The organism is Myroides sp. DF42-4-2, from assembly GCF_030326445.1.
Classification (GTDB): Bacteria; Bacteroidota; Bacteroidia; order Flavobacteriales; family Flavobacteriaceae; genus Flavobacterium.
On record NZ_JACAKI010000001.1, the window covers coordinates 354,343 to 369,429 of the forward strand.

12 protein-coding genes are annotated in these 15,087 nt (G+C 36.6%); 5 read left to right on the forward strand and 7 right to left on the reverse strand.

The window, feature by feature from the left end:
* Positions 1–135 precede the first annotated feature (135 nt).
* Positions 136–918: a murein L,D-transpeptidase catalytic domain family protein gene (locus HX062_RS01600; RefSeq protein WP_182625461.1), complete on the forward strand. Its 783-nt coding sequence runs from the start codon at positions 136–138 to the stop codon at positions 916–918.
* Between the two features lie 157 nt (positions 919–1,075).
* Positions 1,076–1,519, forward strand: coding sequence for a MoaF-related domain-containing protein (locus tag HX062_RS01605; protein ID WP_182625462.1), 444 nt, complete (start codon positions 1,076–1,078; stop codon positions 1,517–1,519).
* Positions 1,520–1,599: 80 nt separating this feature from the next.
* Here HX062_RS01605 and HX062_RS01610 read toward each other — a convergent pair whose 3' ends face one another.
* Positions 1,600–3,189, reverse strand: coding sequence for a L,D-transpeptidase family protein (locus HX062_RS01610; protein ID WP_286466111.1), 1,590 nt, complete (start codon positions 3,187–3,189; stop codon positions 1,600–1,602).
* A gap of 225 nt (positions 3,190–3,414) precedes the next feature.
* On the opposite strand from HX062_RS01610, the gene HX062_RS01615 reads away from it, so the two are divergent.
* Positions 3,415–5,292 carry a TonB-dependent receptor plug domain-containing protein gene (locus tag HX062_RS01615; protein WP_182625464.1) on the forward strand — a complete coding sequence of 626 codons (1,878 nt, stop codon included), beginning with the start codon at positions 3,415–3,417 and terminating at the stop codon, positions 5,290–5,292.
* A 223-nt stretch (positions 5,293–5,515) separates the two neighbouring features.
* Here the strand turns inward: HX062_RS01615 and HX062_RS01620 are convergent, their stop codons facing one another.
* The 6 genes from HX062_RS01620 to HX062_RS01645 form a co-directional block, all read right to left on the reverse strand.
* A complete protein-coding gene (locus HX062_RS01620) occupies positions 5,516–6,178 on the reverse strand; it encodes a WG repeat-containing protein (protein WP_182625465.1) in 663 nt (220 codons plus the stop codon).
* Between the two features lie 33 nt (positions 6,179–6,211).
* A complete protein-coding gene (locus HX062_RS01625; protein WP_286466113.1) occupies positions 6,212–6,961 on the reverse strand; it encodes an SDR family NAD(P)-dependent oxidoreductase in 750 nt (249 codons plus the stop codon).
* A gap of 11 nt (positions 6,962–6,972) precedes the next feature.
* Complete coding sequence (locus HX062_RS01630) at positions 6,973–9,258, reverse strand: hypothetical protein (protein ID WP_286466115.1); 2,286 nt, start codon at positions 9,256–9,258, stop codon at positions 6,973–6,975.
* 510 nt (positions 9,259–9,768) lie between these two features.
* The gene (locus HX062_RS01635) at positions 9,769–10,710 is read right to left on the reverse strand and encodes a hypothetical protein (protein WP_286466116.1); all 942 of its coding nucleotides are present in this window, start codon (positions 10,708–10,710) and stop codon (positions 9,769–9,771) included.
* 51 nt (positions 10,711–10,761) lie between these two features.
* A complete protein-coding gene (locus HX062_RS01640; RefSeq protein ID WP_286466118.1) occupies positions 10,762–11,778 on the reverse strand; it encodes an OmpA family protein in 1,017 nt (338 codons plus the stop codon).
* A 60-nt stretch (positions 11,779–11,838) separates the two neighbouring features.
* The gene (locus tag HX062_RS01645; RefSeq protein WP_286466119.1) at positions 11,839–12,285 is read right to left on the reverse strand and encodes a hypothetical protein; all 447 of its coding nucleotides are present in this window, start codon (positions 12,283–12,285) and stop codon (positions 11,839–11,841) included.
* Positions 12,286–12,525: 240 nt separating this feature from the next.
* Between HX062_RS01645 and HX062_RS01650 the strand changes: the two genes are divergently transcribed.
* The gene (locus HX062_RS01650) at positions 12,526–14,415 is read left to right on the forward strand and encodes a tetratricopeptide repeat-containing sensor histidine kinase (RefSeq protein WP_286466120.1); all 1,890 of its coding nucleotides are present in this window, start codon (positions 12,526–12,528) and stop codon (positions 14,413–14,415) included.
* A gap of 10 nt (positions 14,416–14,425) precedes the next feature.
* Positions 14,426–15,055 (forward strand): response regulator, encoded by a 630-nt coding sequence (locus HX062_RS01655; RefSeq protein WP_286466122.1) that lies wholly within the window; start codon positions 14,426–14,428, stop codon positions 15,053–15,055.
* Positions 15,056–15,087 lie beyond the last annotated feature (32 nt).

A 15,087-nucleotide genomic window follows, 5' to 3' on the forward strand; every position in this document is an offset into this window, starting at 1 on the left:
TTACAAATCAAAAGCTCTCATTAAAAAAAACACAATTATTTGCTTACTTCTATGATTATCATTTGTTTGGTAGAAATATTTTTTTATTTTTACGACTTTGAAATTATAAATAATCCCTTTAGAAAAATCTGAATCATGAATTATAAGCAGTGGATAGTGGCTTCAATAGCTTTGGTATTAGTTGGTGCAGGTATTGCAAAAAATTCAATACAATTTGAGATTCCATCCCTTCAGTTAGACGCTGATACACCGGATGAAACAGATAAAACAGAAGAAGTAGCACATATAGAAAAAGTTGAACTAACGGCAGAAGAGCGATTTGCGTTGAAGGCAAATGCGTTGTTCCAGACGTTGGATTTGAATGAGTTTAATGCGCCTTCAGAAAAAGTATTTACAATGGCTTTAAAGGGCTATTACAAAATGGAAGAAGAAGGGATTTTAAAAAACAATAAACTTACCATCGTTGACTTTAGTGTTTCTTCTACGCAAAAGCGTTTATGGGTGATTGATATGGAGGAAAATGCCGTTGTTTTAGAATCGGTAGTTGCCCATGGAAAGCGTACAGGAGATGAATTTGCAACAGCCTTTTCTAATCGCATTAATTCGCATATGAGCAGTTTAGGATTTTATAAAACAGGGGAAACCTACCAAGGAATTAATGGATTCTCCCTGCGTTTAGATGGATTGGAAAAAGGAATCAACGACAATGCAAGAACGCGTGCTATTGTTGTGCATGGTGCAGATTATGCTTCGCCTTCTTTGGCCTTAAAACAAGGTAGATTGGGTAGAAGCTATGGTTGTCCTGCTGTTCCCAATGAAGTAAATAAAGAATTAATTGAATTGATCAAAGATGAATCGTGTTTATTCATCTATTCTTCTCAACAAGATTATTTAAAACGATCAAAGTTTTTAATCTAGCTCTTACCTAGAAATAGAGAAAAAATGCCTGTCAATGTTTATCCTTGACAGGCATTTTTTTTTAGTGTTCGACAAAAAAAAGGAAAAGGAAAAAAGTGATTAAGTCGTACTTTTATGGAAATAGTCTAAATAGTTAAATGTATAATACAAAATGAAGATGATGAAAATAGGTGTATTATGTGCCATGTTACCCATGGCGATGTTCTCTTGTTCACAAAAACAAGACTCAACAACGGGCGCAGTATCAAAAGAAGTCAAAGCCCCGACTGACAGTGTTTCCGAGATAATTGGGAAGAAAGGGATTTTAACCTATCCTGATTTTACGGCTTATATGACTTATGAGTCTGAAAACCGCTTGCATTGGAAAACAGTAACCAAAGAAGGAAAAGTTGCTGAAGGGGAGGAAACAGTTAGCTATAAGCGAATCAATGACCATATATTTTTTCTGAGTTGGATTGAATCAGATGGTTTTACAGTGAGTCAGGTTATTGATGTTCTCAACGGAAAGGTTGAGGCCTTTTTGAGCTTTGAAGACCCTCAACAAGCGAATGGAAAGCGCAATTTTGTAGCAACAGCAGCTACGTTTAAATTTGAGGAATAGGCCGTTGGTGTTATAGTATAAAAAAAAACAGTTGAGTCAACGAATTGATCAACTGTTTTTTTTTATTGAGTTTTGACTTTTTATTGCAATCGTTTGTACAATTCATCGTCGTAGTTGTAGATGTCTTTGAAATACGTAATGACTCCGCTTGAATCAATTTGCACGGTCCAATACAATAAGTGAACATCAATGGGATTGTTGCTAACGGATATGCTTTTGGTTTCGTGAGACGCGATGATTTTATCAATGTCTTCTTTGCTGAGGTTCTTTTCAGCCTGAGCAAAAATATAAGCAGTTAAATCAAAAGGATCCTGAACGCGAACACAACCTGAACTCAAGTTTCTGTTATTGCGCGCAAATCCCCATTGGCTCGGTGTGTCGTGTAGGTAAACTGCATGGTTGTTGTTGAACATGAATTTTACGCGACCGAGTGTATTGCCAGGACCTCCTTTTTGTACATAGCGATAGGAAGTTCCCTTCGTTGCATCCCAGTTTTCTGGACTTACCACTTTTCCTTGTCCGTCGTAAATGGTAAAATTAAGTCTCGAAAAATAGGAGAGATCGTTTGTTGCCTTGGGTACAAGATCATTCTTTTTTATGGTTGGCGGTACAGTCCAAGTGGGGTTTAGCACTACTGTGGTTAAGGTGGAGCTCAAGATTGGCGTTTTTCGAGCCGAAGTGCCAACCACTACTTTGTGTTGCTGAATCGTATCTTGTTTGGAAACGGAAACTAAGCTAAAGGCTGGAATATTCACTAAGATATAATTGTTGGAAAACTCACGTGGAAACCATCTCCATCGCTCTAAATTGACAATTAGTTTTTCTTTAAGCGTATTTTCATCTTGTAAGATTGCCGCGATGGTTTTAGCATCTGAGTAGCCTGTTGCGTTTAATTTTTTCTTCTTTTGAAACGCTTTGATCGACTGTGCCGTTGTTGAAGTATAGATGGCGTTGGACTCTATACTATCCGCCAATTGATTTAAAAAGATCAAGTGTTTTTTCAGGGCGACTAATTCGGGAATAGTATCGTTTATTTTAGCTTGTTTAAATGGTTTTAAACTGTCTTTTTCCAAGGCATAGTAGGAGGATAACTTGTTTCGCAAATTGGTGTAAACAGGCTGTTTAGTGCGAATACTGTCGTAGGTAAGCGTAATGTTTTTGTGCTCTAACGCCAATAATAAGGTCGCACTTGTGTTTAAGGGTTTTGGAGTGATTTCCCAGTCACCGTAGATTCGCTTGGCCCTCACACTCCCGTTGTAAAGGTTGTCTAAGGTATTGACATACATTGTGGAAAATAGAAAATCAGCTTTAATTTTTTCCTCTTCTTCAAGGGTGTCATAGGAAGAGTCATAATCGGAAAGTTTGTGTAACTCCTTCGCTGAAACTTTGATTCCGTCCAATTTAAGTTCGTTGAGACTTTCCAAGAGCTGTTGTCTATTTAGCTCGTTAAACCAGCCCAAATGGTAGTTGTTATTCTTGTAAAACAACTGCACTTCTTCTTTGAGTCCACTTGTTTGCAAGGAATCAAATTGAATATTGGGCACTTCAAGTAGGGCTTCGACCTCAGGGTGTTCACCGTAAATGACTCGCATTGCCTGTTTGCTTCTCTCGTTGCAAGAGGAGAGCGCGCAGGTTAACAATACTGCTGGAAGTAGCATCTTTTTTATCATATAGCAATTTTATATGTCAAAAATAATGAAAATAATTAATATGGTAAGGGGATAGTGTATTTGATTTTTTTGTATTACTCATAAAATGAGAAGAATAATTTGAAATTTTGTGATTAAAAAAACCGGAGGAGTTGTTATATTTAAACTGGACTAGAAAAAGAAAAAGGGGCTCCGCTACTTTTGCCTCGTACAAATGAAAAACGAATTTAGTAGCTCAATTATTTTATGAAACGAAACTATTATGTATCCCTTTTGTTGTGTGGCTTTTTGTCAGTTGCAGGGCATGCACAAGAAAAAAGTAGTACTACCGTTGAAGATGAAATGGATGAAATTGTAATATACAATCAGCGATTACAGCTTCCAAGTACTTTGAAAAATAGAAATATAGCGATTGTGGGACAAGAACAAATTCAACAATTGCCCGTAAATTCCGTACATGAGCTGTTGAGTTTTGTAGCAGGGGTTGATTTGAGACAACGTGGACCAAATGGAACACAGGCAGATTTGAGTATTGACGGAGGTAGTTTCGAACAAAATGTTCTGTTGTTAAATGGACAAAAGATTTCGGATCCTCAAACGGGGCATAATTCACTGAATATTCCCATTCCGTTGGAAGCAGTCGAACGCATCGAGATTGTTCGCGGGCCTTCTGCGCGATTGTATGGTGTGAATAGCTTAACGGGTGTGGTGAATATTGTGACGAAAAACCCAAAGAAGGATGGAGTGTTTGCCGCGGTTTATGGGGGTACGAGTTTTAAAAAAGACAAAGAGGACGACCATGGCGAAACGTATAACAACCGCGGGATTCAATTGGGAGGAACACTAGTTCGCGCCAAAGACAACCACTTGTTATTTGGAAGCCATGACTCTGGAAATGGCTACCGCTACAACACAGCGTATCACAACAACAAAATTTTCTATCAAGGAAATATTGTACCCAATGAGAATAATACGCTGATGATTTTGGCCGGACATGCCAATAGCTCGTTTGGAGCTAATGGTTTTTACGCCTCACCTGGAGATAAAGAATCCCAAGAAATTGTCAGTACAACGATGTTTAATGTGAGTTCTCGTCATTATTTATCGGATCGTTTTACCTTGATGCCAAGTCTTGCCTACCGTTATAATTTTGACGATTATCGCTATTTCCGCAATAAACTGGACGTGGCAAGAAGTAGACACTATACGCATGCCATCACTTCAAATGTCAATGGTGAGTATCGTGCAGATTACGGGAATTATACCTTTGGAGGGGAAATGCGCTATGAAGAAATCAATTCTACCAATATTGGAGATCACAGCAAGAGCAACTATGGTTTTTTTGCTGCTTTTCAACGCGAATGGTTTGATAAATTAGATGTAAATCTTGGCGCTTATGTAAATTATAATACCCAATATGGATGGGAAGTTTTCCCAGGTATTGATGCGAGTTATCAATTCAACCCTCATTGGCAAGCGACATTTAACGCAGGAACAGCAAGTAGAATTCCGTCTTTTACGGATTTGTATTTGGATCAACGCCCCGGAAATATTGGAAATCCTGATTTAATTCCTGAGAAGGCCTATCAAGTTGAGGTAGGAGGGAAATATAGAAAAAATAGGTTTCAAGCAGAAGCCTTCGTGTTCTATCGCGATATTGATGATTTCGTGGATTGGATTCGCGTAGATGTCAATCAACCATACCAACCTTATAACGCTTCAAAAAATAAAACCAAAGGATTGAATACAGCGGTTCGCTATCACCTTGGTACCGATAATTCACGTTGGAACTTAGGACTTTCTTATACGTATTTGTCACCAACTATTGAGAATAAAACCCAGGGGATGCTGTCGAAATATTCCTTAGAAAGCTTGAAACACCAAGTGGTAGGAACGGTAAACTATACGCATAATGCATTTAGTGTGACCCTAGCCAATCGCTTTAATGAACGATTGACTTATAAAAGTTATTGGATTACAGATATTCGTCTAAATTACGCCTTGGAAAAGGTGAAATTTTATGTAGATGCTCAAAATATATTTGACACCACCTATATCGAAGCAGGAGCAGTACCTATGCCCGGTAGATGGTTTACACTAGGAATAAAGTTCGATGGACTATAATCTAGACGAATGTTTTGGTTAGTTGTTTAATGGAAATGGGAGAAGAGAAAGAAGAACGAAGCACGTAAAGGCTGTTCTAATTTCCCTTCTCCCATTTCCTATTTTATCCATAAGTGCGAGCTCCACCACCCACCACTCACCATTCACCATTTACCACTCACCACTCACTAATCACCATTCACCATTCACCACTCACCACTCACCATTCACCATTCACCACTCACTAATCACTAATTTTCATTCCTTTTTTATTAATGGTAAAGGCGCGGAATTTTACTTCAACTTGTGCTTGACCATTTTCAAAGTTACTGGCGTATTCATATTGAAAAGGGATGATTACTTTTCCTTGTTGATTGATGTAACCAAAAAGATTGTCTTTCGAAGCAAGGGCTAACCCTTCCGAAAAACTACCTACAAATTCATAGGTTGCTGGGATTACTTTATCTCCAGTGGTAGAGAAGAACCCCCATAACCCTCCTTCATAATAGGCAATGCGATCTTCGCTACTAGTTTGTAGCTCTTCGTATATATAGGGAATGACAATTTCACCTTTATTGTTAATCGCTCCTTGGAAATCTTCAAATGTTACGATAGAGATATTGTCAACAAAGGATTCGATTTGGTGGAATAAAGGTTCGATATACAGTTTACCTGTATTGGTTTTGATGCCAAAAAGCGAGCGTTCAGGATCTTGAAACCAGCGTAAATTATTGGCAAATTTAAAGTCTGGGTCATTTTTTAGGTCGATAAAGACGGTGTCAGACAAGGTTTCCATTAAGGGAATTAGATTGTCTTTCCAAGCGGATTTAGCTTCACTGGCTTGAAGAGATAAACTAGAGGCGCAATGAAGTCCGATACACAGACTAATTGCAAGGAAGTGTTTCATAAAATGTAGAATTTAACGCTAATTACACTAGTCTCACTTTCTGTTGAATGTCGTTCCACTTGCTTGAGCTTTTGGGAAGATGGTCATATCAGCGAGTTGTACGTGTTCGGGTTGGTTCACTGCGTAAGCGATGGCTTGGGCAATATCGGTGGCTTGTAACGGTTGATATCCCTTGTACACTTGCTCTGCTTTGGATTGATCTCCTTTAAAGCGGATCATAGAAAATTCAGTTTCTACAGCTCCTGGAGCTACATTGGTTACTTTGATGCCCTTCGCATTTAGATCTATGCGCAGTCCTGCAGAAATAGATTCAACGGCCGCTTTAGAAGCACAGTAAACGGCTCCATTGGCATAGGTTTCTTTGCCTGCAATTGAAGAAAGATTGACAATATGTCCACCTTCCTTATGTGCGAGTAATAAAGGTAAAACGGCTTTAGTTACATAGATTAACCCTTTTACGTTGATGTCGATCATCGCTTCTAAATCTTCTATGTCTGCGTCTTGAAAGGAAGATAATCCATGAGCATTTCCAGCGTTGTTAATTAGAACATCGATTTTTTTCCATGCATCGGGTAAAGCGTCTACAGCTTGAAATACTTCTGTTTTATTGCGAACATCAAAGGTAAGAATATGCGTTTCTGTTATTGGTTGAAGCTCTTGTGCTAAGGCTTCTAAACGCTCTTTTCTTCTTCCACACAGGATTAAACGGTGATTGGGTGCTAATGCTTTGGCTGTCGCTTGTCCAATTCCTGAAGAAGCTCCTGTGATAAATACTGTTTTCATAGGTGCGTGTGTTATAAAATGGTTTGTTTTAGGCCTTGTAAAATACATAGCCAAAGGTAATTGAAAAAAGACTTTTCTTCTATTCGATTTACCTTTTTTATCTCAACTTGTTTAAGTTCTCCTGCGGAATTTTTGTGGATAAACCAATTGCCGACTTTGGAGAGAATTTTTCTCTTCTTTTCGCCATTTTTGCGATATAAATTAACTTTTAAATCGTGGTAATTCATGGCAAATGTTCCTGTTGCTACTTTGTTATTGCCTGAAAAATTGAACTTCACGAGGTCTAATTTTCCTTCGGTAGAGGCTTTTACATAAGGTTGTAGAAAGGGTTGCATCGCATCAGCAGGGAAGTTTTGTATGGTTCCGCTAATGTGAAAAGCATCGCTTCGATTTAAAATATTGAAGGACCAATCTACATGCAGAGGAGCCGCATTCATAAAACGCGCATCTACAGCAATTGTTGTGGTAGGTAGTTTCGTCTGTTGATATCCACTGTACACATTTTGGATGACAGCATTAAAACTACCAAAAGTCAACTTGCCTGGAGCAACTGCCTTTTGATCGTATTCTTCATATTCCAAAGTAGAATTGGCTATTTGAACTTTTTGTACGGCAAGTGTAAAGGGGATTTCTCGTAATTTCTTGCTGAATAACGGCTTGATACTCATATTAAATTCAGGCGTTTTATCGCGAAAAATATTGGCTTGAACCTGATCAAAACGGATTTTATCTGCTTTAACAAATAAAACATCTTGCTTGTCAAAGCCCCAGTTGTAGTTGTCTAAGACAATAGATTTGGTTTTTATGGTAAAGATATCATCGGCGTATTTGAACATGCTCACCATTTTCTTGCGGCCGTATTTCGGCATAAGTTCAAAATCACTACACGTTAAGTTGGTGTTTTTCCCTTGGATTTTTCCAATTTTGAGGTCGTAGAATCGCCCTGTATTCCATTGAAGCTCTTCGGATGAAAACGATAGGTCGCGGTAGGCAAAAGGAATGGTCTGTGTTAGTGTATGTGCGTCAATGCGTATGTCTTCGACCAAGGCATCGATCGCCTTTGTTTGGAGTAGGTGAGCGTTGCTCTTTCCCTTTGTAGCGGTAAAACTACCTTGATGAATGGCCAACGTGTCAATTTGAACTAAATCGTCAAAGTGAATAACTTGTTTTGGCGTTTTTGTTTGAGGTTTATTATGCTGTTGCTGTCGAATCTTAGGAGTATGGATGTGAATGCCACCCACGTGAAGTCGATCTTGTGCTTGATTTTTGATCCGGTGTAACACGAGTCCGCCTTGCTCAACTATCCATTGTTCGAGTGAGTTTAGGTGAATTCCATCCACAGCAATCTTATCGATGCTAAGGTCAAAAGGAAAGAGCTTCGGTGATTTGACAGTCTTTTCTTTTGGCTTTTGCAGAGAGGCTGTATTTTCCTGCACAGCGATCCTTACTGCAGGTGTTTTTATAGAATCAATGTGTAGATAAAATGCTGTTTGATTTTTGTATCCCCAGTCTGTTCCTTTAAATACCAAAGCAGGTGCTTCGATCGAAAGGAGACGAGGTGGTAGTTCACTTTTTTCCTTCAGCTCTAGCAGGGGTTGAAGCGATAAATTGGAAGTGTTGATCTGATCTTGATTAATTTGGATACTTCCTATTTTTAACCGGTGATTGTTATTGATTAAGCTGTACATCGAATCACAAGACATCACATAGTCTTTATACGTAAAAGGAATGGGTTTGTCTTGTGTTTCTACTCCCATGTGAATGCCTTTGAGCTCGGCATTGAAATTGTAAATTTCTTGTATGCGCAAGTCTTGCTCCACATCGCGAATAGCAAGATGGGCTTGGTTTACAATTATCTCTTGGATGTCAATAGATTTTATAAATTGCGGTTGATCTTTTTTTAAAGTGTCCGCAACGGTTTTGGTTTGAAATACCTCAATGTCAGGATGGATAACAGCAATGGATTGAGCCGTTAGGTTATGCCGTTTAATTAAGTTCCAAATGGCTACTTGTTGAATGTTGATTTGTTTGAGTGTTCCCTTGATGTAGGAAATCGAATCCGCAGTTTGAGAGGCTTTTGGTTGAATCTCAATTCCCTTTACTGTCAATTTGCGTTCTGCTAAAGAATAGTGTACCGATTGGTAGGTCAAATCGTAAGGCGAATCATTCTTCTCTTTGATAATTTCAGGTAAGTATTGATCCAAAAAATAGTTTATTATCCATTGACTCGAACAGTATAGTACGATTCCTAAGGCGAGGACAAACAAAATGATCTTATGTTTTCTTTTCAAACGCATACTTTTTTGCTAAAATGCTTACTCAAAGATAAGGCTTTCGTCCTATAGTTGGTCAAAGTAGGTCCAATTTTGTCATCCACTATACGGGATAAGTAATTGAAAATCTATCGTTTTGTCTCATTTTTAGCAGTAGCATATACCCTTTTTTGGCTGTGGTCATTTGCTGTTTTAGCCCACGAATTTCTTCGGTCCACTAGGGTTGTTTCTACTAGCTGTAGGAATGCTCTTTAACCCAGTATACCATAGTCATACGTATGGGGCTTATTCACTTAGACTTGTTGCTGCTTGTTTTAAACTTTTACCTCAATGTTGAAAATAATACCACTAGACGGTTAGTTTTTTTGCAAACAAAAGGTGTGGACTTAGCGCACATAAAAAAAATAGAGAACCTCGGTTCTCTATTTTCTTCGTTTAACTTATTTAATAAAATGATTGGTTTATTGCATTCGAGCTTATTCACTTACTAGTTAAGTAAGTCTAGTTGTCGCTAGTAGGAGTTGATGAACCCATTTAATTTTTTTCTAACATTCCCCATCCACTCATCATAATACCCAATGCCTTGAACCCCCAATTTATATCGTCTTGTGTATAGACAGGCGTTGTAGTACGCGGGGTTAAATCGTTGGTGGTGGGTTTTGTTTCTTTAATTTGTTTTGGTTTCATCACTAACGTTGGAGTCTCAGTATTCAAATAATAGATGTCAATGCGCAAGATTCCCTGTTTCTCTTCTACATAAAAAGGATGTGCAAAATTAATCACATCATTAATTAGAGGCGATGTATAAACAACTAATTTTTGTAGTTGTATTGGGGTGTTTTCATCCATAGTTTTAGGCGTATAAACGACTATGTCGCATTCATAACCTGAAACAGTTTGTTTGGCATTTTGTGTTTCTCTATTAAATAGACTCAAGTCGACCTCATTCATTGTAGCAGAACCTCCGTTTTCAGACGGTTTATAAGCAGAATATATTCTTTTGTCTTGTTCATTAATCATCTCAGTCTGTGTCAAGGTTTCTAAGTAAATACTCGCCTGGTCCTGTGATTTGTTGTAATAATTATCCATTGTCCATCCAAAACCTCTAACTTTTCCTAATACTTCATTCTCTTTAATATTGTATGTACATTCTGCGATATTTAAGGTGACTGCCCAGGAGACTAACGGATTTTGGTTTCCCATATTCGATATCAAGTCAAAGATTGGCTTTACCTCTGGATCATTCGCTGTTAATTGTTCGTATTGTTCTTTTATATCAGCTCTAGAGAAGTCTATCTTTCCTACTAGTTTTCCAAGATCAATATTATTACTATAGATTCCCATTTCGATAGAACCTTCTGTAAAAGGAGTGTTAGTAATTTCACTGTTGTTATCTGTTGCTCTGTCTTCGTTTGAAGAGTTACAGCTAAACAAAATAAATGCTGATAACAAACTACTTATGATGTTTTTTTTCATTTTTGATGTATTAAAAAAAGCTGTCCTCTTATTTTCAAGCAACAGTTTTTATTAGTGATTAACTTTTACTAATTCAACCCGACGATTTTTAGCTTTATTTTCATCTGAATCGTTCATAACTAATGGTTTTTCCGACCCGAAACCTTTCGCAGTTAATCGAGCTTTTTCAATACCAGTAGAAACAAGGTTATTCATTACAGCAGTTGCACGGTCGTTTGATAGCTTTTTATTGTGTGACGCATCGCCTGTATTATCTGTATGTCCTTCGATTGAAATATTTAAATTTTTATCTTTTTGAAGCGCTTCTGCAATTTGTGTTACCACTTGCTGTCCTTCGGCAGTAATAGTAGATTTATCAACATCAAAGTTGAGATATAAAACTGATTTTCCTTTTTCGTTCAAATCTTTCGCAATTTCCTCGGCAGTGACTTTAGTAATGGTTTGTTTAAAAGCTTCTTCCTGTACGATATTTAGTTTTCCTCCTGCATTATTAGATGTGAATTGGATGTAGATATTTCCTTTTTCTTGACTTCGAATAATAAAAAACTTGATGTTTTGATCCCAATAGCCCATGTCTCCAGACCCCCCTTTATTTGGGTCTTGTTCATTGTAACGGTCGTATTCTTCTCGGGTGATTTCACCGTCAAAAACCTTAACCGCTCCAACTGAAAGCAAATATTCTTCCATACTTTTTTCGAAATAGCGTTGCGAATATTCTTCCCCACGAACTGCGCCAACATTTGCTTTAAACATTTTGCCTTCAAAAGGAGTCATAACACCGTTGATTGGAAAGAAACAAACATCAAATTTTCGGTCTATAGCACCTTTGTGAGCTTCTAATCCTTCGGGAAGATTGATAAAAGGAAAATCACCTATATCGGCAGTAGAAAACGCAATATCTTCAATATTGAAAGCAGTAGAAGGATCAAGAACTTCATCTGTTTTAACATCGTTTGTTTCGACAGTACTTTCTACTGCGGGGCTGGCATTATTTTGCTGTTGTTTTGTTGATTGATTACATGATACAATCAAAGCGGATAACCCAAGAATAAAGGCTGTTTTTTTCATTTGTTTATAATTTTTTGATAGGCTAAAGATAAATGTTTACGAATTAAAAAAACATATAATCTATTGTTTTACACCATCAAATAAAAAACTAATTTCTGTTTCAGCTTGTTGATTTGTTGCCATTTCAAGGGTTTTTACATCTGCAGTATACCAAAGATAACCTTCTAGAATACCAGAAACAGACTGAATTCCGTTATTATAACCACCCTCCACTTTAAAAGTTTTAGGCGTAACGCTAGAATAAGCTTCACCTGATTTTGGTGTAACTTTCAAATGTTGGTCATCTACTTTAGTAACAATAACTACAGCATCAAAATATTCGTATTGATCGAGGTGACTTGATCTCAATTTTCCTTTATACGTGCCTACAGCAGCATCGATAGTGCCCTTTGTTGGTTGTTCATATCCTGCATTATCATCACTTTTACTACAACTTGTAGCTATTGTTCCTAATGTTAGTACTGATAATATTCCTAAGAATGCAATTTGTGTGTTTAGTTTTTTCATTATAAATAGTTTGGTTATAAAAAATCAAATATCTACAAAATGAGAATTTGTAACAATCATTGAAAACCTTGATTTTATTTCTAATGGTTTACCATGGTTTTTTTGCGAGAGCAAAAAAGGAATGCTTTTTATTAGGATATTTGTATTTAACTTTAGATTAAGATGCACAGATTCTCCTTGTTTTTTCTTATTTTATTTGGGTTAATTTCCCAAGAAAATCACGCACAACTTCCGCTAGATATGGAACAATATGCTAAAGATTTATACAAATCGTTAGAGACAGCATCTAACGATAGTTTACGTGCAACGATTTACTTTAATTTAGCTACGTATTGGACGCCTAAAGACTCGTTAAAAACTTTTGAATATCTAGAAAAAGGCCATAAAAAGGCTCATAGTAACTTGTTTTTAAAAGGGATGTATCATGCAAAAAAAGGATACTATTATTACTCAAGAGGCAATTTGGAAGAAAGCAAAAAGCACTATTTAACAGCTGATTCTTTCTTGAATAAAATTTCGAAAAACGAAGAAGGTTACAAAACACAATCTGATATTTGGAATAATATTGCGGTAATTCATCAAATTGAAGATGAAGATGAAAAATTTGTAGAAATAACGCTGAATAAAGCTATTCCATATGCCGAAAAAGCTAAAGACAACAGTAGACTAGCTACCCTTAACATTAGTTTGGGAATAGGTTTTATGAATTTGGAGCAATACGAAAAAGCAATTGTTTACTTTTTAAATGCTGAAAAACTTCTTCTATCTCAAGAAAATCAAAATCACAGGTTGATCAGTATGTACAATCGTATAGCCGAATGTTATCTTATAATTAACCAAACGGATAACGCAAAAGATTATATTGATAAAGCAAGAGAAATTCTCAAAAACAATCCTGATTCTGATCAAAAGAGTATTTTTTATTTAATAGAAGGTTTATACTTTCAAAAAAATAATCAACACCATGCTTCATTAGCTTCCTACGACAAAGCCTTAAGGTTTACTGCTGGTCCAAATAAAACCTATCATATTCATGAGATACATATATACAAGGTGGGCTTATTATTAGAAATGAAACGCTTTAACGAAGCTTTACAAATTGGCTTATTATTAGAAAAAGATCCATTTACGACTGAAGTTGATGCAAACAAATCGTCAGTTTACAAATTTATTTCAGATGCTTATAAAGGTTTAGGAAAAACAGAACATGCGTATGAGTATTTAAAAAAGTACAGCGATCTTACTATAGAAATACACGATCAGGATTTTAAGAGACAAATTAATGATTTAGAACTAAAATACGATGTAGCGCGTAAAGAAAAAGAATTGTTGCTAGCTAAAAGTAACGAAGAAGAAGCACAGCTTAACTTAAAAAACAGTAGATTAATTACGGCTTTATCGCTTGCAGGCGTTGTTATTTTATTATTAATTACACTCATTACGCTTAATTTTTACCGAAATAATAAACGTCGATTACTTCAAAATGAAATTATTCATCAACAGAAAATTAAAGAGAAAAGCACTGAAGCAAAATTGGCAGTAAAAAATGCAATATTAGAAAGCGAAGAACAAGAACGCCAACGAATAGCGCAAGATTTACACGATAGTATGGGGGGAATGCTCGCGAACATTCGCATGTCAATCTCTCAAGAAAATGCTGAAAATTCGGATGAGTTATTGAAAAAAATAGATAAGTCTATTGTAGAAATGCGTCGTATTGCCAGGAATCTAATGCCTGAAACATTGAAAAATCTTGGATTGGAAATTGCTGTGAAAGAACTTTGTGAATCCATGTCGCAAAAACAATTGTACATTCAATTCGAAGCTTTCAATGTAGGGGACAACATTCCTTTTAAGATACAGTTATCCTTGTATCGTATTGTTCAAGAAGGCATCAGTAACGTGCTAAAATACGCACAGGCGACTAGTGTAATTGTTCAACTTAGTCAGTATGGAAATACAATAAGCCTGACGATTGAAGATGACGGAATTGGCTTTGATACAACTAAGGTAGCTTATGGATTAGGAATAAATAGTATTAAAAACCGCACAGCTTTGCTGAATGGAACCGTAGAAATTTTATCGGAAGAAGGAAAAGGAACCACTATAAATGTTGAATGCTATGTATAACAAGACATGTTTGAATTTGGTACTAATCGATGACCATCCTATGATTTTAGAAGGCTTGAAATCGCTATTGGAACAGGCTAATAAATTTCAACTATTCTCTTTTACAAAAGGATTGGCTGCACTAGGTTTCATCCAAGAAAATACAGTGCATATAGTATTGCTAGATATTGTTTTGAACGACGGAAGTGGCTTGGACTTCTGTAAAGCGATTAAACAAAAATCGCCTAAGACCATTGTTATCGGGATAAGCAATCAGGCAGAACGCAGCATTATATTTCGTTTTTTGGAAAATGGAGGAAACGGTTACATCTTAAAAAATGCAGATGCTGAAGAAATTATTCAGTGTATTGATAGCGCGATTAATGGAGAAATTGCATTAAGCAAAGAAGTACAACGTATTATGTTAGCTGCTCCATCTAACAATTTAGAATTGCCAAGGCTGACTAAACGAGAACAACAGGTACTAGCACTAATCGCCATAGGAAATACCTCTGTGGAGATTGCTGAACGATTATTTATTTCAGTTATTACTGTAGAATCGCACCGTCGAAACTTATTGCAAAAATTCAAGGCTAAAAATATGATTGAATTGGTCAAAATAGCCACGGAAAATAAATTGATAGCAAACAGTTCGATCTGAATTGTGTCCTGCTTTATTTTTTCACTAGCTGT